Annotated in this window: 23 protein-coding genes; all 23 read left to right on the top strand. The window is 52.1% G+C overall.

All coding sequences use genetic code 11. From position 1 onward, the window contains the following. Positions 1-115 precede the first annotated feature (115 nt). The 23 genes from mobH (at position 116) to RB151_RS07960 (ending at position 25368) form a co-directional block, all read left to right on the top strand. The gene (gene mobH, locus RB151_RS08065; RefSeq protein ID WP_001337757.1) at positions 116-3094 is read left to right on the top strand and encodes a MobH family relaxase; all 2979 of its coding nucleotides are present in this window, start codon (positions 116-118) and stop codon (positions 3092-3094) included. Then, complete coding sequence (traD, locus tag RB151_RS08060; RefSeq protein ID WP_000178856.1) at positions 3091-4956, top strand: conjugative transfer system coupling protein TraD; 1866 nt, start codon at positions 3091-3093, stop codon at positions 4954-4956. The genes mobH and traD overlap by 4 nt, the downstream gene beginning before the upstream one ends. Positions 4957-5005: 49 nt before the next feature. Continuing rightward, positions 5006-5551, top strand: coding sequence for a hypothetical protein (locus RB151_RS24230; RefSeq protein WP_000228720.1), 546 nt, complete (start codon positions 5006-5008; stop codon positions 5549-5551). After that, entirely contained in the window at positions 5508-6137 is a 630-nt protein-coding gene (locus tag RB151_RS08050) for a DUF4400 domain-containing protein (RefSeq protein ID WP_000743450.1), read from the top strand. The genes RB151_RS24230 and RB151_RS08050 overlap by 44 nt, the downstream gene beginning before the upstream one ends. A 47-nt stretch (positions 6138-6184) precedes the next feature. Then, positions 6185-6361 carry a hypothetical protein gene (locus tag RB151_RS24225; protein WP_169342285.1) on the top strand — a complete coding sequence of 59 codons (177 nt, stop codon included), beginning with the start codon at positions 6185-6187 and terminating at the stop codon, positions 6359-6361. Between the two features lie 241 nt (positions 6362-6602). Next, positions 6603-6980 (top strand): hypothetical protein, encoded by a 378-nt coding sequence (locus RB151_RS08040; protein ID WP_000869261.1) that lies wholly within the window; start codon positions 6603-6605, stop codon positions 6978-6980. Next, the gene (locus tag RB151_RS08035) at positions 6980-7642 is read left to right on the top strand and encodes a hypothetical protein (protein ID WP_001231463.1); all 663 of its coding nucleotides are present in this window, start codon (positions 6980-6982) and stop codon (positions 7640-7642) included. The genes RB151_RS08040 and RB151_RS08035 overlap by 1 nt, the downstream gene beginning before the upstream one ends. 180 nt (positions 7643-7822) lie before the next feature. Further along, positions 7823-7966, top strand: a complete 144-nt coding sequence (locus RB151_RS23465; RefSeq protein WP_001275801.1) for a hypothetical protein — start codon at positions 7823-7825, stop codon at positions 7964-7966. 11 nt (positions 7967-7977) lie between these two features. Further along, positions 7978-8343, top strand: a complete 366-nt coding sequence (locus tag RB151_RS08030) for a hypothetical protein (protein ID WP_001052531.1) — start codon at positions 7978-7980, stop codon at positions 8341-8343. A 144-nt stretch (positions 8344-8487) separates the two neighbouring features. Further along, positions 8488-8769, top strand: a complete 282-nt coding sequence (gene traL / locus RB151_RS08025) for a type IV conjugative transfer system protein TraL (RefSeq protein ID WP_000805625.1) — start codon at positions 8488-8490, stop codon at positions 8767-8769. Continuing rightward, positions 8766-9392: a TraE/TraK family type IV conjugative transfer system protein gene (locus tag RB151_RS08020; RefSeq protein WP_001049716.1), complete on the top strand. Its 627-nt coding sequence runs from the start codon at positions 8766-8768 to the stop codon at positions 9390-9392. The genes traL and RB151_RS08020 overlap by 4 nt, the downstream gene beginning before the upstream one ends. Next, positions 9376-10293: a TraK domain-containing protein gene (locus RB151_RS08015; RefSeq protein ID WP_000794249.1), complete on the top strand. Its 918-nt coding sequence runs from the start codon at positions 9376-9378 to the stop codon at positions 10291-10293. The genes RB151_RS08020 and RB151_RS08015 overlap by 17 nt, the downstream gene beginning before the upstream one ends. After that, positions 10293-11606 (top strand): TraB/VirB10 family protein, encoded by a 1314-nt coding sequence (locus RB151_RS08010; RefSeq protein WP_024131605.1) that lies wholly within the window; start codon positions 10293-10295, stop codon positions 11604-11606. Before RB151_RS08015 ends, RB151_RS08010 begins: the two co-directional genes overlap by 1 nt. Further along, positions 11603-12181 carry a type IV conjugative transfer system lipoprotein TraV gene (gene traV, locus RB151_RS08005; protein WP_000793435.1) on the top strand — a complete coding sequence of 193 codons (579 nt, stop codon included), beginning with the start codon at positions 11603-11605 and terminating at the stop codon, positions 12179-12181. Before RB151_RS08010 ends, traV begins: the two co-directional genes overlap by 4 nt. 78 nt (positions 12182-12259) lie before the next feature. Continuing rightward, on the top strand, positions 12260-12577 hold the full coding sequence (gene traA / locus RB151_RS08000) for a TraA family conjugative transfer protein (RefSeq protein ID WP_064754699.1): 318 nt from the start codon (positions 12260-12262) through the stop codon (positions 12575-12577). A gap of 200 nt (positions 12578-12777) precedes the next feature. Continuing rightward, on the top strand, positions 12778-18309 hold the full coding sequence (locus tag RB151_RS07995) for an Ig-like domain-containing protein (protein ID WP_000606833.1): 5532 nt from the start codon (positions 12778-12780) through the stop codon (positions 18307-18309). Between the two features lie 148 nt (positions 18310-18457). Further along, entirely contained in the window at positions 18458-19165 is a 708-nt protein-coding gene (locus RB151_RS07990) for a DsbC family protein (protein ID WP_001259347.1), read from the top strand. Then, entirely contained in the window at positions 19162-21609 is a 2448-nt protein-coding gene (traC, locus tag RB151_RS07985; protein ID WP_000637386.1) for a type IV secretion system protein TraC, read from the top strand. The genes RB151_RS07990 and traC overlap by 4 nt, the downstream gene beginning before the upstream one ends. A 14-nt stretch (positions 21610-21623) precedes the next feature. Then, a complete protein-coding gene (locus RB151_RS07980; RefSeq protein ID WP_000351984.1) occupies positions 21624-21941 on the top strand; it encodes a hypothetical protein in 318 nt (105 codons plus the stop codon). Beyond that, positions 21938-22468: a S26 family signal peptidase gene (locus tag RB151_RS07975; RefSeq protein WP_001010738.1), complete on the top strand. Its 531-nt coding sequence runs from the start codon at positions 21938-21940 to the stop codon at positions 22466-22468. Before RB151_RS07980 ends, RB151_RS07975 begins: the two co-directional genes overlap by 4 nt. After that, the gene (locus RB151_RS07970; RefSeq protein WP_000621288.1) at positions 22431-23696 is read left to right on the top strand and encodes a TrbC family F-type conjugative pilus assembly protein; all 1266 of its coding nucleotides are present in this window, start codon (positions 22431-22433) and stop codon (positions 23694-23696) included. The genes RB151_RS07975 and RB151_RS07970 overlap by 38 nt, the downstream gene beginning before the upstream one ends. Next, the gene (locus RB151_RS07965; RefSeq protein ID WP_001337754.1) at positions 23693-24364 is read left to right on the top strand and encodes an EAL domain-containing protein; all 672 of its coding nucleotides are present in this window, start codon (positions 23693-23695) and stop codon (positions 24362-24364) included. Before RB151_RS07970 ends, RB151_RS07965 begins: the two co-directional genes overlap by 4 nt. Next, entirely contained in the window at positions 24361-25368 is a 1008-nt protein-coding gene (locus tag RB151_RS07960) for a TraU family protein (RefSeq protein ID WP_064784033.1), read from the top strand. The genes RB151_RS07965 and RB151_RS07960 overlap by 4 nt, the downstream gene beginning before the upstream one ends. The last annotated feature ends 28 nt before the right edge of the window (positions 25369-25396 follow it).

Here is a 25396-nt window from a genome sequence, read left to right as displayed (position 1 = left end):
ATGGAAAGCTGGTTTCTCAAACTGCCCAAATTGGACAGATAGGCGTGTGTGCGATCTAAAGGTGTTTTGAGAGCATGTAGCGACGAGAAATACGATAGGAATATGGTCAACCTACATGCTGAAAGCCCTTAACAAGTTATTTGGTGGGCGAAGTGGAGTGATCGAGACCGCGCCGAGCGCCAGAGTGTTGCCGCTTAAAGACGTGGAAGATGAAGAAATCCCTCGATACCCACCTTTTGCCAAGGGCCTGCCAGTGGCCCCACTAGACAAGATACTGGCAACCCAAGCTGAACTGATTGAGAAAGTGCGGAACTCTCTCGGTTTCACTGTGGACGACTTCAACCGGCTTGTTTTGCCGGTGATCCAGCGGTATGCCGCGTTTGTTCACCTGTTGCCAGCTTCCGAATCACACCACCACCGTGGCGCTGGTGGTCTGTTCCGACATGGGCTTGAAGTGGCCTTCTGGGCAGCTCAGGCATCTGAGTCAGTTATCTTTTCCATCGAGGGGACGCCTCGGGAACGCCGTGACAATGAGCCGCGTTGGAGACTGGCGAGCTGTTTCTCTGGGCTGCTGCATGATGTGGGTAAACCGCTCTCGGATGTGTCCATTACGGACAAAGACGGGTCAATCACATGGAACCCGTATTCGGAGTCACTTCATGACTGGGCACACCGTCACGAAATCGACCGTTACTTTATCCGGTGGCGCGACAAGCGACACAAAAGACATGAGCAATTCTCGCTGCTGGCGGTGGATCGAATTATTCCGGCTGAGACTCGGGAGTTTCTGTCCAAGTCTGGCCCGTCCATCATGGAAGCGATGCTGGAAGCTATCTCAGGAACCAGCGTCAATCAGCCTGTGACCAAGCTGATGCTTCGCGCTGACCAAGAGAGCGTCTCACGGGACCTTCGCCAGAGTCGTCTCGATGTGGACGAGTTCTCCTATGGTGTGCCCGTCGAGCGTTACGTGTTCGATGCCATCCGCCGCCTGGTTAAAACCGGAAAATGGAAGGTCAATGAGCCAGGCGCGAAAGTCTGGCACCTCAACCAAGGTGTATTCATTGCCTGGAAACAGCTTGGGGACCTTTATGACTTGATCAGCCACGACAAGATCCCCGGTATCCCACGAGACCCTGACACACTGGCCGACATTCTCATCGAACGTGGTTTTGCTGTACCAAACACGGTGCAGGAGAAGGGTGAACGTGCGTACTACCGCTACTGGGAAGTTTTGCCTGAGATGCTCCAGGAGGCGGCGGGTTCGGTGAAGATCTTGATGCTCCGACTCGAATCAAACGACCTGGTGTTTACGACTGAGCCTCCTGCGGCTGTTGCTGCGGAAGTTGTTGGTGATGTTGAGGACGCTGAGATTGAGTTCGTTGATCCTGAGGAAGCCGATGACGGTGACGACCAAGAGGAAGGTGAAGCAGCTCTGAACGATGACATGTTGGCCGCAGAGCAGGAAGCAGAGAAAGCTCTAGCTGGCCTTGGCTTTGGTGATGCGATGGAGATGCTGAAAAGCACCTCCGATGCTGTCGAGGAGAAGCCAGAGCAAAAAGATGCGGGACCAACGGAATCATCTAAGCCTGACGCTGGCAAGAAGGGTAAGCCGCAGAGCAAACCGGGCAAAGCAAAACCGAAGAGTGATACGGAGAAACAACCCCATAAACCAGAGGCAAAAGAGGATCTGTCCCCTCAGGACATTGCCAAAAACGCACCACCTTTGGCAAACGACAATCCGTTACAAGCACTCAAGGATGTTGGGGGTGGACTGGGGGACATCGACTTCCCGTTTGACGCATTCAACGCATCGGCAGAGACAACCAGCACTGACGCAACAAACTCAGAAATCCCAGATGTGGCAATGCCCGGAAAGCAAGAGGAGCAGCCAAAACAGGACTTCGTTCCACAAGAACAAAACTCCCTGCAGGGCGATGACTTTCCAATGTTCGGTGGTTCTGATGAACCGCCATCATGGGCGATTGAGCCGCTCCCTATGCTGACTGACGCACCAGAACAACCAACGCACACGCCAGAAATGCCGCATACGGACAACGTTAATCAGCATGAGAAGGACGCAAAGACCTTGCTCGTTGAGATGTTGTCTGGATACGGGGAAGCATCGGCGTTGCTTGAACAAGCGATCATGCCTGTTTTGGAAGGTAAAACGACGCTGGGCGAAGTCCTATGCCTGATGAAGGGGCAAGCCGTCATTTTGTACCCGGATGGCGCTCGGTCGCTGGGTGCGCCGTCAGAGGTTCTCTCGAAGCTGTCCCACGCCAACGCGATTGTTCCGGACCCGATTATGCCAGGTCGCAAAGTTCGTGATTTCAGCGGAGTGAAGGCAATTGTACTGGCGGAGCAGCTTTCAGATGCAGTCGTGGCGGCCATTAAGGATGCCGAGGCGTCAATGGGTGGATACCAGGATGCCTTTGAGCTCGTCTCTCCCCCTGGCTTGGATGCAAGCAAAAATAAGTCTGCACCGAAACAACAAAGCCGAAAAAAGGCGCAGCAGCAGAAGCCTGAGGTTAATGCCGGTAAAGCCTCGCCTGAACAAAAGGCGAAAGGTAAGGACTCCCAGCCACAGCCGAAGGAGAAGAAGGTCGATGTTACTTCTCCGGTTGAAGAGCAACAGCGCAAGCCGGTCCAAGAAAAACAGAACGTGGCTCGCCTTCCTAAGCGGGAGGCTCAACCGGTGGCTCCTGAGCCCAAAGTTGAGCGTGAGAAGGAATTGGGACACGTCGAGGTGCGAGAAAGGGAAGATCCAGAGGTTAGGGAGTTTGAGCCGCCTAAGGCGAAAACAAACCCGAAAGACATCAACGCGGAAGATTTCTTGCCGTCTGGTGTTACGCCTCAGAAAGCACTCCAGATGCTCAAGGACATGATCCAAAAACGCTCGGGCCGATGGCTCGTGACACCTGTCCTGGAAGAGGATGGCTGCTTAGTAACCAGTGACAAAGCCTTCGACATGATTGCCGGTGAAAACATCGGCATCAGCAAACACATCCTCTGCGGGATGCTGAGCCGGGCACAGAGACGCCCTTTGCTCAAGAAACGTCAGGGAAAATTGTATTTAGAGGTAAATGAAACATGACAATGAGTTATGACCCGCTCGCCTACGAGATGCCGTGGCGGCCCAACTATGAAAAAAATGCTGTAGCAGGCTGGCTTGCCGCCTCCGGCGCGGCTTTGGCCGTAGAGCAAGTCAGCACGATGCCGCCGGAGCCATTCTATTGGATGACGGGGATCTGTGGCGTGATGGCGATGGCTCGTTTGCCCAAGGCTATCAAACTTCACCTGCTCCAAAAGCATTTGAAGGGGCGTGATCTGGAGTTTATTTCCATTGCGGAGCTCCAAAAGTACATCAAGGACACGCCGGACGATATGTGGCTTGGTAGTGGGTTCCTGTGGGAAAACCGCCATGCCCAGCGCGTGTTTGAGATCCTGAAACGCGACTGGACTTCCATCGTAGGGAGAGAGTCCACGGTCAAAAAGGTTGTCCGGAAGATACAGGGTAAGAAAAAGGAGCTGCCAATCGGCCAGCCCTGGATTCACGGGGTAGAGCCCAAAGAAGAGAAGCTGATGCAGCCACTCAAGCACACTGAGGGGCATTCGCTGATCGTTGGGACCACCGGCTCGGGCAAGACCCGTATGTTCGACATCCTGATTTCACAGGCCATTCTGCGTGGGGAAGCCGTGATCATCATAGACCCGAAAGGGGATAAGGAGATGCGGGACAATGCCCGACGTGCCTGTGAAGCTATGGGGCAGCCGGAAAGATTCGTCTCATTTCATCCAGCATTCCCGGAAGAGTCGGTGCGTATCGACCCTCTGCGTAACTTCACCCGCGTGACTGAAATCGCAAGTCGTTTGGCAGCGTTGATCCCGTCCGAAGCAGGGGCCGACCCGTTCAAATCATTTGGATGGCAGGCACTGAACAACATCGCTCAGGGCTTGGTCATCACTCATGATCGTCCCAACCTGACAAAGCTCCGCCGATTCCTTGAAGGTGGCGCTGCTGGCTTGGTCATCAAGGCCGTTCAGGCTTACTCAGAGCGAGTTATGCCCGACTGGGAGGCAGAAGCAGCGGCTTACTTGGAAAAAGCCAAAAACGGTTCGCGTGAGAAGATCGCTTTCGCGTTGATGAAGTTCTACTACGACATCATCCAACCTGAGCACCCGAACTCTGACCTGGAAGGCTTGCTGTCGATGTTCCAGCACGACCAAACCCACTTCTCCAAGATGGTGGCGAACCTCCTGCCGATCATGAATATGCTGACGTCCGGGGAGCTAGGCCCTCTGCTGTCTCCAGACTCATCTGATCTGAGCGACGAACGCCAGATCACCGATTCCGCAAAAATCATCAACAACGCTCAAGTTGCTTATCTGGGGCTCGACTCCCTGACCGACAACATGGTTGGTAGTGCTATGGGGTCCATCTTCCTGTCAGACCTGACAGCGGTTGCCGGTGACAGATACAACTACGGCGTCAACAACAGACCCGTAAATATCTTTGTTGATGAGGCTGCCGAGGTGATCAACGACCCGTTCATCCAGCTCCTGAACAAAGGTCGCGGTGCGAAACTTCGTCTTTTCGTTGCAACTCAGACTTTTGCTGACTTCGCAGCTCGACTGGGTAGCAAAGACAAAGCGCTCCAGGTGTTGGGGAACATCAACAACACGTTTGCTCTGCGTATCGTCGATGGTGAAACCCAGGAGTATATCGCGGATAACCTGCCGAAGACCCGGCTCAAGTACGTCATGCGGACTCAAGGCCAGAACTCGGATGGCAAGGAGCCCATTATGCACGGAGGCAACCAAGGCGAGCGTTTGATGGAGGAGGAAGCTGATCTGTTCCCAGCCCAGTTATTGGGAATGCTTCCGAACCTGGAATACATAGCCAAAATTTCAGGCGGAACAATCGTAAAAGGCCGTCTGCCCATATTGACCCAGTAAGAGCAGAGCTATGTGTGACAAGAAGTATAGAGATTACGAGGTAGCCATCATGGTCGATGTGAACCCTTTCGACAGGGTTATGAATGAATTGAAAAGTCGTGGCCGCAAGAACGCTCACATCCTGAGCATCCTCCAATTCGACTGGCCTGCATCGGAGGCCATCATCGAGAAGCTGAGCTGCTACATCACAGACGGGATTAAGGCTAATCAGGAGCCTGTGATTTACCCGATCATTGAAGAAGCTCTGCATCGCTACAGCCAGCTCGTGTTTCATGAGCAGAGAGAGAAATATGAAGACCCGGCCAGAATTGGGGCATTTCTGGAAACCCTGATCACCGAAACCTGCCGGGCGTTGGAAGTGCAAATTGTCGATAGTGGCGGTGATTCATGGTCTGTCGATTCAGGAGAGTCGTTCTCACTGTGGCTTTCTTCCCATCCAGGAGAACTATCCATTAACCCGCAGCCCCATGAGGATGAGACCTCTTTGCGTGGCTTGCTGTATGAGCTCATCACCTGTGAGAGCGTGAAAACTGTTTTAAGGAGAACCGACTATGAAGAAGCCGTGGTTGCTGGTCGCATGGCTGCTGGTTATTGAGTTGCTGGCAATATTGCTGCTGATCCCTGGCGACTGGACAGACAGAGCCATCAAAAGGGAATCCGTGCTGGTGGAACAGAGTCTTGGTGTCGAAGCAAGAGACTGGATACAGAACAAAGCATCTACCTGGTTCAGGTCGAGCGTTATTGATTCAGGCTTCTATGAGGGGATGTACCAAACGCTGATCCCATCAGAAGAGGAGCGCCAGAAGTCCAAGGGGATGCAGGATATGGGCAAGGGCTGGTTTGTGTGGGTCAAAGGCCGCATGGAAGCCTTTGTCAACGTCATTTACCAGTTCTACACACGGTTGGCGCTGTTAGCCGCGTGGGCTCCCTATATGCTGATCCTGTTCGTACCTGCGGTATATGACGGGATGATGACATGGCGAATTAAGCGGACCAACTTCGATTATGCGAGTCCGGTTCTCCATCGTTATAGCGTTCGCGGAACGATGTACCTGATGGCCGGATTGTTCATCGCGTTCTTCATCCCCATAGCGCTCGATCCGGTTGTCATCCCGATGACAATGATGACGTGCTGTGTCCTGGTTGGCCTGACGTTCGGCAACCTCCAGAAACGGGTATAGGGAGGGAGGATGAGCTACTCCGTTATAAATCAAGATGGGGTGCATCTGTGCGACATCCCATTGAACGTCTACCAGGTGATACGTCGCCAATCCTTGTCTGCGTTGTGGCTTTACTGGGCGCAGAGCTTGAATTTGGTGAAGGTGCTCATTGCTTGCGTCGGAAAGATGATCTTTGTGATGCCGGTAATGTGGTTCTGGGTGCTGGTGGTGTGCCGCTTGGTTGAACCAGAACGTATCTCAGACGTGCCAGGACTTATCTCTCCGGACGTGATCGGGTGGGCCGCTGGTGCGGCCATCACCCTCATTATCTATTCCGTTTTTACACGCCCAGCTTTGTACGGATACCACAACTTTTTCAAGCAGCATATTTGCTCAAGAGTAAAGCAAGTAACGCCGGAACTCAGAACAGTCACTGGGCCACTGTTCTTTTACCGAAACGAAATTGGAACGATATAGAGAGGAACCATGAAAGTAACCAATAAACTCAAACTGCTGGCACTGGGGCTGTGTATGGCCGGTACTGCCATCGCGGCTCCTGATGTGCTCAATGACGACGCAAAGCTCAAGAACCTTGAGAAGGTGTGTCCCGACTGTAAGATGGTGGCAAAAGATGTACTCAATCTGCGGGTTGAAAACTGCCAGCTCAAAGACACTTCCAGTGCAATGATGATTGGCACCATGCAAAATGACCCTATGTTTTCGTTTATGCTGGCAGTACACACAGCGGCAGGCTCGGAGGCATACAAAACGGTAGTTGGTGCCGCTGGCAACCATGTTGACTGTGAAAACCCGTTGAACTGGATCAAGCTGACCCAGCAAGCGATTAAAGGAGGCAAAGTCTAATGCGTAAGAGAGATTTCTTTTTTGGAGAGGTGTATGAGGGGGGTGCAGGAGCCACTCTACGACTGAGTGATATGGAACCATTGGCAAGAAAAGTGTCGGCAGAGTTCTTCACTGCACAACTGAACCGTATGCTGAAAGAGCATGACGGTCAGTTGACGCTCAGCGATGGAACGTCGTACCCCAGCTTTTGGAGCTTCATCGACAAGGTTGTTCCAGAGCAGGTTGGTTTCGTGGAGATCTACGCTCGGCAGGATGTTAACGATAATGTTGAAGCGACACTGGCGTGTGACATCGTTTTGGTAAATGGTGTGATCACCGTTAAACCTCACTGGTGTGCTTACAAAGACATCAGGGCTGACGAAGTGATTTCCACCTTACTGGTGCCTTTGCATTTGAAGGCTCTCCAGGGTAAGGCTTACATTCGCTGGGATGATGGTGAAACCGAACCTCTGTTACAAAACGACGACTATCAGGCTGAACTTGAAAATGTGTTTAGTGTTTCCAAGTACCCATCAGCCATGAGCTGGGGCGATACAGCAGACCAGAAGGTTAAGCAGTACAAGATGGACCTTGAGTGCGCCACAGATGTTGGTTGTCGAGGTGTCTCATCAGAGCAAGCATGGGATGCTTATCGAGAACTCCGTTACAATAGAACAGTGTGAAACAAGCGGCCATTGGCCGCTTTGAACTTTCACATGTGAAAGTTTTTCGCCTCCCGCTCTTATCATCTCCTCGAATAAACCTCCATAAAGTGCCCAAAATGGGCCGTAACAGCACTGTTCCTAGATTGATCAATTAAGAGACGATTACTCCGTGATGACGACAAGTTATTTGGAGGGTCTATGTCCGCACAAGCTCACGTCAGAGAAAGCGAAAGCTCATCTGGTTCATTCATCTCCTGGCAGTTCCTTGTCTGGCAGGTGATGTTCGTTATAGGTGTTGTTGCAGGGATGAACCTGGAACACGCATTCAATTTTCTAGGTTAATGGGAGGAAGTGTGAACCTTAATAAACAATTTTTCTGGTTTTTGATGAACGCGGTGCTGATGTGCATCTTCATCGTTCCAGTGGCCGTCGCGTTTTGGCTGTCTGCTTTTGCGGCAGGTTTTGACTGGAGTCAGTGGGTTAAGTTGGCTGCTGATACGGCCAACAGAGCTGCAAGTGACCCGGCCAAGGCTCTGGGCACGGTTCAGACCTACTGGGGCATTCTCAGCTTCTTCCTGCTGGCGGCGTACAGTCTGATGTTCAAGTTTAAAGCCAATGCTAACAAGGAAGTGAAAACTCTGGGGGTGGCCCGACCAGCCAATGAAGTTAGCGTTGCGGCTTCGGAAAAACATTCGGAAGCGGTTCCTCAAAATCAATAACCGATCCAGTAAACGCAAAAAAGGCGGCTTAGGCCGCCTTTTTTTATTTGTCGCTGGAAGTGCCCGAAAAGGGCGCGAAGCCGTGGCAGAAAATCAGTGACCCTGAATGAGAATACAGGCCACTAGGAAAAGAAGAGGGTTGCTATGAAGCCTGTAAAGATACCGCGCCGGGTCGATGAGCCCCCGCATCTGCTGTTGTGGAGCGCAGATGAGTTGGCCCCGATGCTTTTGGGGCTAACGATAGGGGTCATCATCGGTAAGGCCCTGATCTGCTTTCTGGGGGGGTTACTTGTAACCAACCTTTATCGCCGATTCAGGGATAACCATCCGGATGGATACCTGCTCCACATGATCTACTGGGCCGGGTTCATCATGACCAAGGCCAAATCTCTCAAGAATCCGTTTGTCCGGAGGTATTTGCCTTGAACCTGAAAAAGTATCTCAAGACCTGGGAAGGGACCCAAACAGAAAATAAGTGGGGACGAATCTTCCAGGGTGGTCTTATTGCTATCGTTTTCCTGCTGGTGGTCCAAGTATTCAGCAAGGAAACCATCGTCACTATCCAGCCTTTCACGCTCACGGAAGAAGCCTGGGTGACGAAAAATAACGCCTCTCAGTCCTATAAAGAGGCTTGGGGTTTCGCTTTTGCTCAGCTCCTTGGCAATGTGACGCCAGGAACCGTTGACTTTGTGAAAGAACGGATCACCCCGCTTCTCTCCCCGAGCATCTATCAGGACGTGATTGATGCCATCGAAATTCAAGCTCAACAGATCAAGAACGACCGCGTAACCATGCGGTTTGAGCCGCGTTTTGTTGAGTACGAGCCCAAGAGCGACAAGGTGTTTGTCTACGGATATTCCTACGTCAAAGGGGCTTCTTCTAACGAAGAGCGTAGCGAACGCTCCTACGAGTTCGCCATCAAGATTTCAAACTACGCGCCCGTGCTGGACTACATCGACACCTATGTAGGAAAGCCACGCACCAAAACTGTTTTGGAGCAACTCCAGCGCAAAGAAGAAAACCGGAGAAAGCATGAAGAACAACGCTAAACTTTCGCTCCTGGCGCTGTCCTTGGCGCTTGGAACTTCAATGGCCTATGCCTCGGATGACATTCCTGTTGTCCCGGCCAGTGTTATGAAAAAGGATGTTCCTGCCCCTGTGACGTCAGGACAAAGCTCCCATGAGGTTGTGGGCAGCATGAATGAAAACCCCTTACTGACGATGAAGCCGGGGGTTAACCAGATCATCCCGATAGCCGTTGGTCATCCGAACCGAATCGTCACGCCTTTCAGCAATCCTGAGATCGTTTCAACATCTCTGACCGGGGCGACGGATAACGGCCAGTGTGGTGAGGTCTGCATCAAAGAGAATGTGGTCTATGTCGCCACGGATAAGCAGTATCCGGTGACTATGTTCATTACTGAAAAAGGCTCGGAAGCCCAAGCTCTCAGCCTGACGATGGTTCCCCGTCGTATTCCGCCCAGAGAAGTCTTTCTCAAGCTCGATGGTGGTGTAGGTATCACTGGTGCTTTTGCCAATACCAAGGCTGAGACCTGGGAACAGAGCCAGCCTTATGTCGAAACCATCCGGTCAGTATTCCGAAAGATTGCTCTTGGTGAAGTCCCTCAAGGTTACACGTTGAACCGCATCCCTGCTGGTGCTGCGGTGCCGAGCTGCGCTCATCCTGGGGTAAAGGTGGATTTTAGCAAGGGGCAATACATGATGGGCCACCACCTTAACGTGTTCATCGGTGTCGCCCTGAACGTCTCTGATCAGCCTATTGAGTTCAAAGAGGCGTTGTGTGGGAGCTGGGATGTGGCTGCGGTGACTACGTGGCCGCTTAACGTGCTTGAGCCCGGCCAGAAGACGGAGATCTATGTGGCGAAGAAGCAGAAGCGTGGTCTCGCACCAACGTCTAAGCGTCCATCGCTGCTGGGAGGTGCCCAATGATTAAGCGATTTTGGACACAGTTAGACCCCAACAAGAAGCGTTGGGTGTCTATCGCTGGCGGCGTCTTCGTTCTTTTTGCGGTCGTGACAATGTTCTCTGGTGAACCCAAGAAAGAAGAGAAGCGCGGTCGCCAAGAAACCATCAAGCACGTTCTCACAGACAAAAACACCCGTGAGATCGGGATAGATTCGTTGTCTGCCGATGTGAAGATGGTGTCTCGTGAAAACTCCGACCTGAAAAAGGAGCTGGAACGAGTCAAGAAAGAGCTGGAGGAAACCAAAACCACTGCCGGGAAATCCAGTGATGTTGGCCGTGAGATGACCCGCCTTCGTCAAGATTTGGACCGCCTGACCCAGAAGAACATGGAATTGGCTAAGAAAGTCGAAACCGGCGCTGCTGGTGGAAAAACATCCTCTTCATCAGAGGATGCCAGAGCCGATGTTAATGGTGCATCTGGTGGTGATGGTCAGTTCATGGAGAAAAAGCTCGACTACAAAGATCCAGCATCCTTTTTTCGGGACGCACCGCTTCCTGACTCGAAGGGTGGGGCTCCTGCAACTGGCAAGGGAGACGGTCGTGATGCAACTAAACCAGGCATCCAAATAGTGAGCTACTCGCAGAAAGCGCCAGAAGTTGAAGAGAAGGACAACAAGGATGATGAGTCTATCTACCTACCTTCTGGCTCCATCCTGACAGGGGTGCTCATCAACGGTATGGACGCACCAACATCTCAAGGTGCTCGTCGAGATCCGTTCCCTTCGACCCTCAGGATTCAGAAAGAGGCTATTTTGCCTAACCGCTTCCGTGCGGATGTTCGTGAGTGCTTCCTGATTGTTTCAGGCTATGGAGATCTCAGTTCAGAGCGAGCGTACCTGCGTGGCGAGACCTTCTCGTGCGTTCGGGATGATGGGGGGGTCATAGAAGCGAAGCTGGATTCCTATGCAGTGGGTGAAGACGGTAAGGCCGGTGTCCGTGGTCGCGTCGTATCGAAGCAGGGGCAAATCATCGCCAAGAGCTTGATGGCAGGCTTCCTTGGTGGCGTTTCCGAAGCCTTTGACGTCAATCCTGTGCCGGTCGTCAGCACTAACCCTGGCTCAAATACCCAGTACCAGTCTGTGTTCTCCGACCAGATGTTGCAGGGAGCAGCAGTGAAGGGGGCCAGTAAGGCGCTAGATCGCATCGCTCAGTTCTATATCGACATGGCCGAAGGCATCTTCCCCGTTATCGAGGTCGATGCTGGCCGTCAGGTAGACATCATCGTGACCAAAGGAACCAAGCTACAAATTCGTTCCACCGGGGGAACCAAGAAATGAAAAATTTGAACATTTTGACCAGAAAGGGCAGTTCCAGAGGCGAGGCTCAAAAGGAACAGGCAGTAAGATCCGCAAAGATGTTGGGGGTGGGTGCAGCGCTACTTATTTTGTCGGGCTGTTCGACGTTCAACATCGGCAAGGATGAGTATAGCTGTCCGGGAATGCCGAATGGTGTTCAGTGTATGTCAGCGCGAGACGTTTACGCCGCAACCAATGACGGAAATGTCCCGCGCCCAATGAAACCAGAGGAAGTCGAGGCCAAAGCGGAAGCGGATGGCGAAGGTTCCTCAAACGTTTCAGCGAACTCATCTAGCTCCGGAGACCCGGTGATTGACAACTATGTCGCACCGCGTCTTCCGGATCGCCCGATTCCAATTCGTACACCAGCACAGGTTATGCGGATTTGGGTAGCTCCCTGGGAGGACACCAATGGTGATCTCATCGTGACAGGGTATGTCTATACCGAAATCGAACCGCGCAGGTGGGTGATTGGGGATGGCACACCGCAAAGTGAGCCAGTTTTGAGACCGCTGCAAACGGTACAACACGAACCGAAGTCTGAAACAACCAAATAGGAGATGTTCTTGATGAACGCAAATCAGTTGGCGAATGCCTCAAGTAAAAACAACGCACTCTTCCTCTTCCTGGGGTTGATGGTGGTAGCCTTCCTGCTCGTGCCGGATCAGGCCCACGCTGGTACTGGTGGTACAGCGTTTGACGACGTATGGGTAACTCTCAAGGATTGGACCCAAGGTACTTTGGGTCGAATCGTTGCGGGTGCGATGATCCTGGTCGGTGTTGTTGGTGGTATCGCTCGCCAGAGCCTCATGGCTTTCGCTATGGGTATCGGTGGCGGTATGGGCCTGTACAACTCCCCGACCGTAGTGGAATCCATCATGTCTGCTACTCTGGAACATGCAGAGAAGGTCATCCCGGCTGTTGTGCAACTCAGCAATGGCCTGGGGGTGTAAAAGACACCTTGCCGTTAATCAACGGGTGATAGGGGCAGCCTAAAAGCTGCCCTTATTTTTTGGCAAAAAGTCCAGTCATAACAAATTCCAACTATTTCCTTATTTGCTCAAAAAGGGCACTTCCACAGCCCATGTTTATGCACTCCCTCCCGTAACCTCCAGCATTGGGTTCTTGTAACTCAAAACGAATGGAGAATGCGATGATCAATTTCAAGCCTAAAATTCCGGCGATGCTTGGGGCTCTGGCGGTTCTTACCGCTGGTGCTGCTCATGCAGAGCTGCTGGAATACACCTTTAAGGCTCCAGATGGTACGCAACGGTCTCTGACTCCGAATGCCAACTATGCCAACCCAACGGGCAATATCTCGTTTGCCTTGAGTGCCGGTATCGACCGAAAGGTAAAGATTTCGGTGATTCGGTCGGATGGAACAGTGGTTTCGACAGCGACCAGCCACCTTCTTGGGGCTACTGATCGCATCACAGTGGGTGGAAAATCCTACTATGGTGCGGAACTTCAACTACCGGCTCCTTCCGAGGGAGTCTACAAACTAAGGGCCGAAATACTGGCGTCAGACGGAAGTTCCGTTCAGACTGATGAATACCCGCTTCAAGTCGATACGACAGCGCCAAGTTTGGCAAACGTGACAGTAAAAGGGGAATGGAACCGGGCGCTTTCTGATGGAACGCTACTGCGAGGTCCTAACCGATTTTCAGGTATAGATGTGTCTGCATCTGATGCCGGTTCTTCGGTTTCCTCTATACAGGCGTATGCTGTAGATAGCAAAGGCAAGAGGAGTCCTGTTGTCTCGGTTAATTACGCCAACGGCCAAGGCCAGTTGTTGAACTGGAGCACTGTGTTCCCTAATGGGGAGGATCTATATACGCTTCATTTCGAGGCCCTGGATAAAGCAGGGAACAAAGGGTCAATAGCCTATCCTATTGCTTGGGATTCAGTAGGTGCAAAGTCTGGAGAGAATCCTGAGCCAGTAGCAGTGTATGACCCTAAGAACCCGCAGGCCTCAACTTTTAAGGTTAATGGTCAGGCCCTATCAGGTTTTGCGCCTTATCAGAACGGAATGACCATTTATTCCGATACCTACAGGGTGCTCTACCGGATACCCAAAACAAACTCCTATCCTTCTTCACCTTACGGTGCTCAAAGCGGTAACTGGTGTGATTATAAAAACTGTATTGAAGGCAATATCATTGCCGAAGACGGTACATATGATTATCGGCAGACGCAAGCTGATGTATTCCAGCAACATGGGACAAAAACTAAGTCGTTTATTATTTACGACTGGGTTATGAACTCTCTTGGTAATACATCCGTCAGTGTGAAAGCTGATCCATCGGTTAGCTTGGCTCCCATCGGTAAGTATGTTGAATATCTTAGGGATGATGGTCAGTGGGTCCGCGGTGAAACCATTAATATGAGCTCAGTTAACCATTATAAAAAACTGAGATTTCATGTTGAGCCGAGACCTTACGCTCAGGAGTTATGGGGATCTTGGTTGCCTACTACTAAAATTCCGGCAAATGCTTCTTATGCAGAAGTGGATACGGATATATCGTTCAGTGGGCGCTCATGTTCATGGCCTGGATATTGGTCTCGACCGGAAGGGAAGCCTGAACTTCCGTCTGATCGGATTGGGGCAACGTTCTGCTATGACCTTAACCCTCCTGAAATTGCTGGGTTAGAACGAAATGGGCGGATTTTTAAAGCTCATTTCCGTGAGCCTGATTCATTTGACGGTTGGGGTGTTAACCAGTGGGTTATTTCTAACAACTCAAGTGCGTCTGCGATAACCTCGACTGGCGAAGAACGTCCGTTGTCTCGTACTGAAGTTCTTCGTAGTAGCACAAATGATTGGTTTTTCACATTTTCTGCTGAGAATCTGTCAGAGGGCACATATACCGGCATATCTCTCGTAGCTAAAGATGCTTTCGGTAATGAGGTTAAGCAGGTATTCACTGGCTCCCAATATGCTATGAGCATAGATAATTCAGCGCCGACACTAACCGTATCGATCAGTGATGGAGCACCAATCCAGTCTTTGGATGATGTTGTAATCACCTTGACTGATACTGCCGACCCGAGTCCTAAGCTGACCTCTATTGCCCTCGTCGGAGGCCCAGCCGATGACAAGGTGCAGTTGTCTTGGCGTGAGGAGTCGAAAGGTCGATTCCGCCTTGAGTACCCGGTAATGTTCCCGTCTTTGAAGGAAGGGGAATCTTACACGCTGACTGTTTCCGGTGAGGACGCACAAGGCAACGCGGTTCAAAAGGCGGTTGGCTTCGAGTACAAACCGCGTCAGGTGATGCTGGCGGATGGGATGGATGGCAAGGTTATGGTCCCCGCTGTCACTCATGAATTTGTTCATGCAGATGGCAAGCGGATCATCGAGACCAAGCCGCTGACGCTCAGTGATGGTGCTGTCGTGACAGGTTCATACGACGTGTTTGCGACCCTCCGTTCTGATGCGAAAGTGCCGCTGGTGGTGAATGGGGTGCGTATCGAGCCGGGCCAGACAATGGGGATCATGAGCCAACATGATTTCGGTGCGTCAGGTGGTCGTTTGAGCATTCCGGTTAAACCGGCTGTTCCTGATGTGGTCGGCTCTTCCAGTCTTCTTGTCATGACCTCCGCGCCGAACTCACCCATCTTGGTTGTGGACATCAATACCTGGAAAGGGACGGCCAAGCTCTCGGCTGAATCATGGACAATTCGCCAGGTTATTGACCCGGTGAAAATCTATGCCCTGCCAGAGTCGGGTGTGCCTTGCCGGTTCACCACGAAAGAGGATGTGGCTATGGCCGCAGACCCAATTCGTGACCCGGTGTGTTTGCTCCAATGGGACAGAACTCCGGATGAGGCTGAACAAACTACGCAGGACAACAACGGGATGAAAGTTGCCGGGCTGGTGGGGCAGGCTGTGAGCATTGGTGAACAACCTGTCGAATACAGCCTGTACCTGTTCAGTGGTGACGGTTCCAAGGTAAAAGTTGGGTCTGGCTCTCAGAACCTGACGGTAACTACTGCCTATGGCTCTGTTGGTTACACCCCGATTGATGACATTGCTCAGGTGAATCGCGTCATTGAAGACTTTGATGTGAACTTCAAGCAGAGCAAAGGTCCTGATTGTTCAATCACTCTCAGTGCTGACCGTGCGAAAAACGAGGCCGCGAACAAAGCTGTTGGCAGTGCAAGCCGCACCTGTCTGTTCGAGTGGCAGCAGATCCCCGATGGACTGGTCCAAGACCCGTTATCGGAATCTCCTTCGTTGTCAGGTTCCCTGGCCGAGAACGGTGATCACCCTCTGGGGTGGCGGGTAAGTATTTTCACCCGTAACGGCACTCGGGTGACGTTGAACGACGAGACTTTCAATGTCGAAGCGGTTGACCCACCAGCTCCGACCGTTGAACTAGCCTCCGACTACAACTTCAAAGACAACATCTACTTGGTGCCGATGACAGGTAACTACCTGGGTGATGCCATTATCAACTCTGAACGAGCTGATCTGGATATTGCCATATCGCGCAACTCTGATGTTCTTGAGTCTGAGACCTTCACTCCGGGATGGGGTGCCACCAATAAGGTGTATCGCCGCATCAATACCGATGAGCGAGCGTTGTGGGAGGAGACCACCTACAAGGTGAACGCGGCCTACAACAAGGTGCCTGATGTGAAGACTGAGGTTGTCTACCGGGCTATCTCTGCACCTTCTGACAGTATCCGTCCTATCGTTGAAGTTAAAGGTGATACCGCGATTGACACCCAGGCATTGCCGGTTAGGGTTCTCATCCGTGATCAGTACAAACCTGATGGTGACTATGACGCTAACACGATGGGGGTGTGGAAAGTACGCCTGATCCAGCAAAAGGCCTACAACGAGACGGTTGCGCTCACTGATTATGCGGAAGCATCGAACGGTGAAGCTCAGTTCTCAGTAGACCTGTCTGGTGTGGATACTTCCTCCGTCCGTATCGCTGCTGAGGCTGTTCTGGAAAGCCCTGTTGAGGGTTACAACCGCACAGAGTTGTCTATCAGACCTGCCTTCTTGACAGTGCTTCGTGGTGGTGCCATCGGTGCTGGCGTGGAGGCTCGCAAGTTGTCTGGTGAAGCTCCGTTCACTGCTGTGTTCAAGCTATCTTTGGACGACCGTCAGGATCTCCGGGCTACCGGCCAGGTTGTGTGGGAAACCAGTAAGGACGACGGTAAAACCTGGGAGCAGTTCATCCCAGAAGATCGATACAAGTATCAGCTTGTGAAGACCTTCGACAAGGGGGAGTACCAGGTTCGGGCCAAGGTGGTGAACGTCAACTCAGGTGCGGAAAAGTACACCGAAGCGGTCAGTGTTGTCGCTTACGACAAACCTGATATTGCTGTTATCGGCCCGACCACGTTGTTTGTCGGAAGTGAAGGCAAGTACACAGCGAACCTGACGTTGAACGATGAGCCAATCTCCGGTGGCAATGCCATTGTTGAGTGGTCTACTGACGGTGGCAAAACCTACGCGCAGACAGGGGATAGCATCACGCTTTCGAGCGATGAAGAAACCCGATACCGCCTGTGGGCTCGTGTGCGCTCTGCCACTGCACCGGCTGATGACGGCTATGCCTATGAAGTTGCGAAAACGGCAGTTGACTTCCGAGCAGTGAAGGCCCCCCGTCCTTACGTGACAGGGCCGCGAGTCATTGAGACCGGTAAGAAGTATGTGTTCAAAGCCGAAACCAGCCTGCCTTACCGTGGGATGGACGTGAAGCTGAACGGGTTCTTCACGCTGCCTGATGGCTCAATTGTGCAGGGTGATACTGCTGAGTACGTGCCTTCGGACACTGACCTCAACCAGGCTACTGTAGAAACGAAGTACACCACCTGGATCGAAGGATACCGAGATCAGGGTGCAGAAGCCTCGCATAGCCTACGCTCCCGCGTGTGGCAGTATGTATGGCCGAGCTTCGGAATGCAGGTCAGGAAGAACGCTGACGTGGCTCCTGCGACGATCACCGCGTCAGTGCGGCCAATTGCCTTCAACGGCAAGCTGGAAGAACCGACCTACGAGTGGGAGTTGCCGGAAGGCGCAGTGATTCAGGATCAGCGGCAGGATATTGTCCGGTCCTTTGTGATCAATGAGCCGGGCGATTACAACATCAAGGTGACTGTCCGTGATGCTCGCGGCCATGAAACCGTGATCGAGCAACCGCTCAAGATCGGCCAGGCAGAGCCCTATGCTATCGACCTGCAATACTCTGGCTCGAACAAATACGAGCGTGAGCCTCTGGATGTGCTGTTGCGACCGTACATTTCTGGCGGCCACCCACGCGACCGTATTTCGACTCGCGTCTACTCGGTAGATGGTACGCCGTTGGAAAGCAGCGGTTACTACGGCAGAGCAACTCTGGGCGCTGGTGAGCACAGCATCAAGCTGAAAATAACCTCAGAAATGGGGCATGAAGCTGAGGGCGAGGTGAACATCAATGTGGCAGAGAACAAGTTGCCTGCATGTAGCCTGAGCTCACGAGAGACCGTTGGGTCGTGGATCGTTTATGCGAACTGCGAAGATACCGATGGCCGCATGAAGTCCTACGAATGGACCATTGCCGGTGAGTTGCAGAGCATCAGCTCTGATCGAGTGACTATCAGCAAGGGCACCTATGAAACGATGCCGACCATCTCTCTGGTTGGGGTCGATGACTCTGGTGGCAAATCCGAAGCTGTTACCATGAACTAAGGTTCATTCCTCTCAAAGCCCGGTTCAGACCGGGCTTTTTTTTGTATCGCGCTGGAATTGTCCAAATTGGGCTATTACAGAGGCGAGTCTATTTCCCTCCCCCGGATACACTGCCCAGCATCCAGTAATCCAATCTTAGGGGATAGACATGCGGACAAAATTACTCGGGGCGCTGATGGTGTTCGGGATTATTACCGGCACGGCTCATGCGTCATCGAAATTGGAAATCACCGATCCCAGAGCGGCGAAGATAGAGGACATCGTAGAGCTACCCATCAAAGGGGTTCGAGCCGTCCAAAGTGATGGGCAGATCATGTTCCTCTCTGAAAACGGGCGATTTGTTATTTCAGGACAAATCTACGACCTGTGGAGCAAGAAGCCCCTCAACACGATGTCCCAAATGAGGGATGTAGCGGAGCGTATCCACTTCAAGAGCATGGGCATGGATGTGGACACGCTGAACACCGTTTCGATGGGGCGTGGTGACAAAGAGGTGGTGGTCTTTGTCGATCCTAGATGCGCGGTTTGCCATCAGCTCATGGGTGATGCCAAATCGCTGGTGGATGATTACACCTTTAAATTTATCGTGATTCCTGCTCTGGGTGCTGAGTCCAACCGCTTGGCAAAGAACTTGTACTGCGCGAAAGACAAAACCCACGCGCTCGATGCGCTGATGAACAACACCTTGGGTTCCCTTCCTTCAAAAGAAACCTGCGACCCCGGCCAATACGATCAAACGCTGCTGACAGCTCATTTCATTGGGATTGAGGGCGTTCCGTTCGTGGTTGCTCCGGATGGTCGTGTCAGCAAAGGACGTCCGAAGAACCTGAAATCATGGTTGGAGAGTGTTGAATGATCGTAACCATCAAAAAGAAACTCGAAGAAACGTTGATCCCGGAGCACTTGCGAGCTGCCGGGATTATTCCTGTCCTGGCCTATGACGAAGACGATCATGTCTTCCTTATGGATGACCACAGTGCAGGCTTTGGTTTCATGTGTGAGCCCCTGTGTGGTGCCGATGAAAAAGTTCAGGAGCGAATGAACGGTTTCCTGAATCAGGAGTTCCCGTCGAAGACTACGCTCCAGTTTGTTCTGTTCCGCTCCCCGGACATCAATCAGGAGATGTACCGGATGATGGGGTTGCGTGATGGCTTCCGTCACGAGCTGCTGACATCTGTCATCAAGGAACGGATTAACTTCCTCCAGCACCACACGACAGAACGCATATTTGCCAAGACCAACAAAGGTATCTACGACAATGGCTTGATCCAAGACCTCAAGCTGTTCGTTACGTGCAAAGTCCCCATCAAGAACAATAACCCGACTGAAAGCGAACTCCAGCAGCTCGCACAGCTTCGCACGAAGGTCGAATCATCGCTTCAAACCGTTGGTCTGCGTCCCCGCACAATGACGGCGGTGAACTACATCCGGATCATGAGCACCATCCTGAATTGGGGGCCGGATGCTTCATGGCGACATGACTCTGTGGATTGGGAGATGGATAAGCCCATCTGCGAGCAAATCTTCGATTACGGCACTGATGTGGAAGTCAGCAAGAACGGCATCAGGCTGGGGGACTACCACGCGAAAGTCATGTCAGCGAAAAAGCTGCCTGACGTTTTCTACTTTGGTGATGCGTTGACCTATGCCGGGGATCTCAGCGGCGGCAACTCCAGCATCAAAGAAAACTACATGGTTGTGACCAATGTGTTTTTCCCTGAGGCAGAAAGCACGAAAAACACTCTGGAGCGCAAACGCCAGTTCACTGTAAACCAAGCCTACGGGCCGATGCTCAAATTCGTGCCGGTGCTGGCGGACAAAAAGGAGAGCTTCGACACTCTCTATGAGTCCATGAAAGAGGGGGCTAAGCCAGTCAAGATCACCTACTCGGTGGTTTTATTTGCTCCAACCAAAGAACGTGTTGAAGCGGCGGCGATGGCCGCACGAAACATCTGGCGTGAATCTCGGTTCGAGCTGATGGAGGATAAGTTCGTTGCTCTGCCGATGTTCCTCAACTGCCTGCCATTCTGTACAGACCGGGATGCAGTGCGAGACCTATTCCGCTACAAGACCATGACAACCGAGCAGGCGGCTGTGGTCCTGCCGGTGTTTGGGGAATGGAAGGGGACCGGGACCTATCATGCAGCGCTGATTTCCCGCAACGGCCAGCTCATGAGTCTGTCTCTTCACGACAGTAATACCAACAAAAACCTGGTGATCGCAGCCGAATCCGGCTCGGGTAAATCGTTCCTTACCAACGAACTGATTTTTTCCTACTTGTCCGAGGGTGCTCAGGTCTGGGTTATTGATGCCGGTAAGTCCTACCAGAAGCTGTCGGAAATGCTCAATGGCGACTTCGTTCACTTTGAAGAAGGAACGCACGTCTGCCTCAACCCGTTCGAGCTCATACAGAACTACGAGGACGAAGAAGACGCGATTGTCAGCCTCGTTTGTGCAATGGCGTCGGCCAAAGGCTTGCTGGATGAATGGCAAATCTCTGCGCTGAAACAGGTCCTTTCTCGCCTGTGGGAAGAGAAAGGTAAAGAGATGAAGGTTGACGACATCGCTGAGCGCTGTCTGGAAGAAGAAAACGACCAGCGCCTCAAGGATATTGGTCAGCAGCTCTACGCCTTTACGTCGAAAGGTAGCTACGGGAAATACTTCTCTCGCAAGAACAACGTCAGCTTCCAGAACCAGTTCACTGTACTGGAGCTCGATGAACTGCAAGGGCGTAAGCACTTGCGTCAGGTTGTACTGCTCCAGCTTATTTACCAGATCCAGCAAGAAGTATTCCTGGGTGAACGTAACCGCAAGAAAGTCGTCATCGTGGATGAGGCCTGGGACCTGCTCAAAGAGGGCGAGGTCTCGGTCTTCATGGAACATGCCTACCGCAAATTCCGTAAGTACGGTGGCTCCGTTGTCATTGCAACGCAGTCCATCAACGACCTCTATGAGAACGCAGTGGGCCGCGCCATCGCGGAGAACTCGGCCAGCATGTACTTGCTCGGCCAAACCGAAGAAACCGTGGAATCTGTTAAACGTAGCGGTCGTCTGACCCTTTCAGAGGGCGGGTTCCACACCCTCAAGACGGTACACACCATCCAGGGCGTGTACTCAGAAATCTTTATCAAATCGAAGAGCGGCATGGGCGTCGGACGCTTGATAGTGGGCGACTTCCAGAAGCTGCTTTATTCGACCGATCCGGTGGACGTTAACGCCATCGACCAGTTTGTGAAACAAGGCATGAGCATTCCTGAGGCAATCAAGGCCGTGATGCGAAGCCGTCAGCAGGCTGCATAACCAGGGAGACAGTAATGGACATTAAATCAATCGCAATCGCCGCCATTCTCGGTGCCGCTGGTGGCTTCGGCGGTAGCTACTACGTGATGAGCGAACAAACGGCAAGCATCCATCAGCGTTTGAATCAAACCCCGCCAGTGGTCGTGGTTGACTTCGCTAAAGTGGCGTCGGCGTATCCCGCTGGTGCCTCTCAGGAGGAAGTTGAAAGACTGATGGTCAAGACCAATGACGCAATTTTGAAGTTGAAAGACGCAGGTTATTTGGTCCTTGACGCAAGTGCTGTCGTCGGTGCTCCAAGTGACGTGTACCTCCCTGATGAGGTGCTGAAATGAATTTTCCACTCAAGAAGTATTTCGTCAAAAAGGAATCCTGGAAGCGCTTCGGGGTTAAGGCCGGTGTGACACTACTGGTTCTTTGGGCTGCTGGTGCGGCCTTTGCCAGCCGCTACCGTATTGGCATTGATCCACAACAGGAGAAGTGCCTGCCGGGTTACACCTTCTTCCTCATTGATCTGAACGACCAAACTCTGGAGAGGGGAGCTGTTTACGCCTTCCAAGCCAAGAACATGCAGCCTTTCTACAAGGACGGGACTCGCATGGTCAAAATCCTCACCGGTATGCCGGGGGATAAAGTCGAGATCAACGATAAGTGGAAGATCACCGTCAATGGTGATGTCGTCGGAGAGGGGCTCCAGCTCGCAGGGAAACTACATCTGCCAGAGAGCCACTTTTACGGCAAGACCACGCTGAAAGAGAATAACTACTGGTTTATGGGCAAAAGCCCATTCAGCTTCGACTCACGTTACTGGGGGACTGTGAAAAATGATCAGATCATTGGCCGCGCATATCCCCTGTTCTAAGAGCGTTCTGGTGGCGTTGATATTCTCTGTGGCTGGCGGGGCATACGCTCAAGAGTCTCCGCTCACAGAGCAGGATAAGGCGCTTATTGAGAAAGGAAAGCAAATTGCCCAAAAGGCCCAGAAGATGGAAATGCCATCTCTGTTGCAAAACCAACACATGGACGAGGCTCAGGCCGAAGCCAAGGCATTTTTCAAGCAGCTCCAAACTACTAACCCAACGCTCAAGGAGATGCACCGGAAACAGGCTGAAAAGGGTATCTACTCTGACCATCGGATACTGGTTTTCGCCTCGTTGTCTCTTGGCGAACAGGGGTTAGATGACGTCCTAACGGCGGTGTCAGGCCAGCCTGATTCTGTAATTGTGTTCCGTGGCATCCCGGAAGGAATGAACTTGGGGCAGGGAGTTAAAGCTATTCAGGCGCTCGCGGCCAAAAAAGACCCAGTGCCGAACATCATCATCAACCCTACGTTGTTCAAAACGTACAACATCACAGCCGTTCCCACGATTGTGATGCTGGAGGATGAGCCGCTGCCTGGCGAACAACCAAACGTCGTCGCCCAGGTCTCCGGGTTGTCCGACCCGGTATGGTTGGCTCGGGAAGTGGATAACGGAGAAAAAGGCGATCTCGGCGTTAAGGGGCCGGTGGAGAAAATCAGTGAGCCAGACCTTATTGATGTTGCCAAGAAACGCCTTGCCAATATCGACTGGGAAGAGAAGAAGAAACAGGCTATAGAGCGCTTCTGGACCAAGCAGAATTTCAATGAGCTGCCCAGAGCGCCAAAATCTCGAACACGAGAAATTGACCCTAGCGTCATGATCACCAGTGACATCAGCACTCCGGATGGCACTGTGTTCGCTCACGCGGGTGACGTGATCAACCCATTGTGCGATCCGAAGGAAGTTTGCAAGCCTGGAACGCGGCCATTTACCCAAGCGGTCGTAGTTTTCGACCCGCTGGACAAAAAGCAAATGGAGCTGCTCGCCAAGAAGCTGCCTGAAATTAAGCAGGAACCTGGCGTACAACGGATTACCTATATCGCCACAGAGTTCGACAAAGACAAAGGCTGGGATTCCTACAAGAGTGTCACCGACAACTTTGACGCGCCGGTATATCTGCTGACGCCAGATCTGATTACCCGGTTCGAGCTGGAGCACACACCGAGCGTCATTACTGCCAGAGGCAAGAAGTTTGTTGTCCGCGAACTTGCTGAGGAGGGCGGTGAATGATTTTTGCCCCGGCTTTCCAACCAATTAAAGACGTCGGCACAGGTTCGTTTGTCGCTGCTGAGGTACTGGCTCGTTGGTACGACGAAGGCCGGGTTCTTACACCATCCTCTCTGTCATCACCTCCTTATTGGGGGCTGGTGGATATGGAGATGGCACGGTTCATTCAGGACAACCTTCATTATTGCTTGGATCTGTACCCAGCTCTTTTTCTGAATGTCTCTGAACATACTTTGCAATCAGACGTCATTTTCAAAGCGTGGTGGAGGGTTGTCCGCGACATTGCTAAGAATCACTCATCACGGCTTGTCATCGAGATTACCGAGGGCATTCAGGATGCCTCTCTCGCATTGAGATGGGAGGCTCTTACCGAAATAGGGGTTGAGCTGGCGCTGGATGACTATGGAGACAAAAACTCTTCGCTGGAGCGCCTGAGTCGTTATGACTGGCACTATTGCAAGTTTGACGCGAGAAGACTGCGGTCGCTTGAAGACTACTCGGCCATCCTCCACTGCCGCCGAAAAGGCATACAGCTCATTGCTGAGCAGGTGGAGAGCTTCCCATTGGGGGAGAGCGCCAAATTACTTGGACTGTCATGGCAACAAGGTTTCTATCACGGGAAGCCTGCTGTCATGGAGAAACACTTGAATTACGTAAAGGCCTTACCATGATGCAAAAAATTCTACGGGTCATTGCCGTTAGCGCGGTCTTTTGGGTTCGTTCGGTATCGGCTGACCCTGGGTGCCAGAATGCGGAAGTAATCGGCGGAAAACTGATTACTGACATCTGCTGGAGCTGTATTTTTCCCATCAAAGTAGCAGGGGCTCCTATAAGTGGTGGAGGCGGATCATTCCCGAGTGAAGCCGTAAGCAACCCTCTGTGTATGTGCGAGGATAATCTAGGGGTCCCTCGGCCTGGAGTCACCACTTCTATGTGGGAGCCAGCACGGCTTGTTGAATTTCAGAGAGTGCCTGGCTGCTCATCTGTCTTGAATGGTGTCAGGTTCCCGTTTGATAGGACTAACCAAGGGCATCATGGCATGGGAGACATGGATGGTGGTGATGGTTCTTTTATGCACTATCACTACTATGCGTTTCCTCTGTTGGTGATGCTCGATTTATTTATTAAGCAGACCTGTAATGCTGATGGGTATATGGATCTCGACATCATGTACATGTCGGAGCTCGACCCGACCTGGAACAATGATGAGCTCGCTTTTTTTACCAATCCAGAGGCGGCGGCAGTAGCAAACCCAATTGCGGCGGCTGCGTGTACTGCTGATGCTGTCTCATCAACCGCTGGAAAACCTTTAAAACAGCTTTTCTGGTGTGCTGGTTCATGGGGCACCCTGTATCCATTTAGTGGCAACCAGAATGGTGGAAAAGGTGTTATCCGCGATAGCAGTCTTCTTAGCACAAGGGTTCTGGCTGCTTTGCATCGCCGGGGGTTAGCGTGGAAGACAATGGGTTCTGAGGCTATGTGTAGAGGTGTTATTAGCCCAACACTACCCAAAACGCAGTACAAATTCACGCTATTGCATCCGGTTCCAGAGACAAACTCATCTCACGTAATTGGCGAATCCACTCTTACGTGGGGTCTGGCGCGAACTATACCGGCAATTGGGCAAGACCCTATTTACACCATCTGGCGATGGAATGATTGCTGTAACAATTGAGCAGACCCTAACGAATTTGCACGGGCAT

Source organism: Providencia rettgeri (assembly GCF_001874625.1).
GTDB classification, from domain to species: Bacteria; Pseudomonadota; Gammaproteobacteria; order Enterobacterales; family Enterobacteriaceae; genus Providencia; species Providencia huashanensis.
This window is presented reverse-complemented; position numbering and strand designations above follow the sequence as displayed.

Coding starts and splice junctions, on each gene's coding strand:
- mobH (WP_001337757.1), top strand. CDS start 116: ATGCTGAAAGCCCTTAACAAGTTATTTGGTGGGCGAAGTGGAGTGATC.
- traD (WP_000178856.1), top strand. CDS start 3,091: ATGACAATGAGTTATGACCCGCTCGCCTACGAGATGCCGTGGCGGCCC.
- RB151_RS24230 (WP_000228720.1), top strand. CDS start 5,006: ATGGTCGATGTGAACCCTTTCGACAGGGTTATGAATGAATTGAAAAGT.
- RB151_RS08050 (WP_000743450.1), top strand. CDS start 5,508: ATGAAGAAGCCGTGGTTGCTGGTCGCATGGCTGCTGGTTATTGAGTTG.
- RB151_RS08040 (WP_000869261.1), top strand. CDS start 6,603: ATGAAAGTAACCAATAAACTCAAACTGCTGGCACTGGGGCTGTGTATG.
- RB151_RS08035 (WP_001231463.1), top strand. CDS start 6,980: ATGCGTAAGAGAGATTTCTTTTTTGGAGAGGTGTATGAGGGGGGTGCA.
- RB151_RS23465 (WP_001275801.1), top strand. CDS start 7,823: ATGTCCGCACAAGCTCACGTCAGAGAAAGCGAAAGCTCATCTGGTTCA.
- traL (WP_000805625.1), top strand. CDS start 8,488: ATGAAGCCTGTAAAGATACCGCGCCGGGTCGATGAGCCCCCGCATCTG.
- RB151_RS08015 (WP_000794249.1), top strand. CDS start 9,376: ATGAAGAACAACGCTAAACTTTCGCTCCTGGCGCTGTCCTTGGCGCTT.
- traV (WP_000793435.1), top strand. CDS start 11,603: ATGAAAAATTTGAACATTTTGACCAGAAAGGGCAGTTCCAGAGGCGAG.
- traA (WP_064754699.1), top strand. CDS start 12,260: ATGGTGGTAGCCTTCCTGCTCGTGCCGGATCAGGCCCACGCTGGTACT.
- RB151_RS07995 (WP_000606833.1), top strand. CDS start 12,778: ATGATCAATTTCAAGCCTAAAATTCCGGCGATGCTTGGGGCTCTGGCG.
- RB151_RS07990 (WP_001259347.1), top strand. CDS start 18,458: ATGCGGACAAAATTACTCGGGGCGCTGATGGTGTTCGGGATTATTACC.
- traC (WP_000637386.1), top strand. CDS start 19,162: ATGATCGTAACCATCAAAAAGAAACTCGAAGAAACGTTGATCCCGGAG.
- RB151_RS07980 (WP_000351984.1), top strand. CDS start 21,624: ATGGACATTAAATCAATCGCAATCGCCGCCATTCTCGGTGCCGCTGGT.
- RB151_RS07975 (WP_001010738.1), top strand. CDS start 21,938: ATGAATTTTCCACTCAAGAAGTATTTCGTCAAAAAGGAATCCTGGAAG.
- RB151_RS07970 (WP_000621288.1), top strand. CDS start 22,431: ATGATCAGATCATTGGCCGCGCATATCCCCTGTTCTAAGAGCGTTCTG.
- RB151_RS07965 (WP_001337754.1), top strand. CDS start 23,693: ATGATTTTTGCCCCGGCTTTCCAACCAATTAAAGACGTCGGCACAGGT.
- RB151_RS07960 (WP_064784033.1), top strand. CDS start 24,361: ATGATGCAAAAAATTCTACGGGTCATTGCCGTTAGCGCGGTCTTTTGG.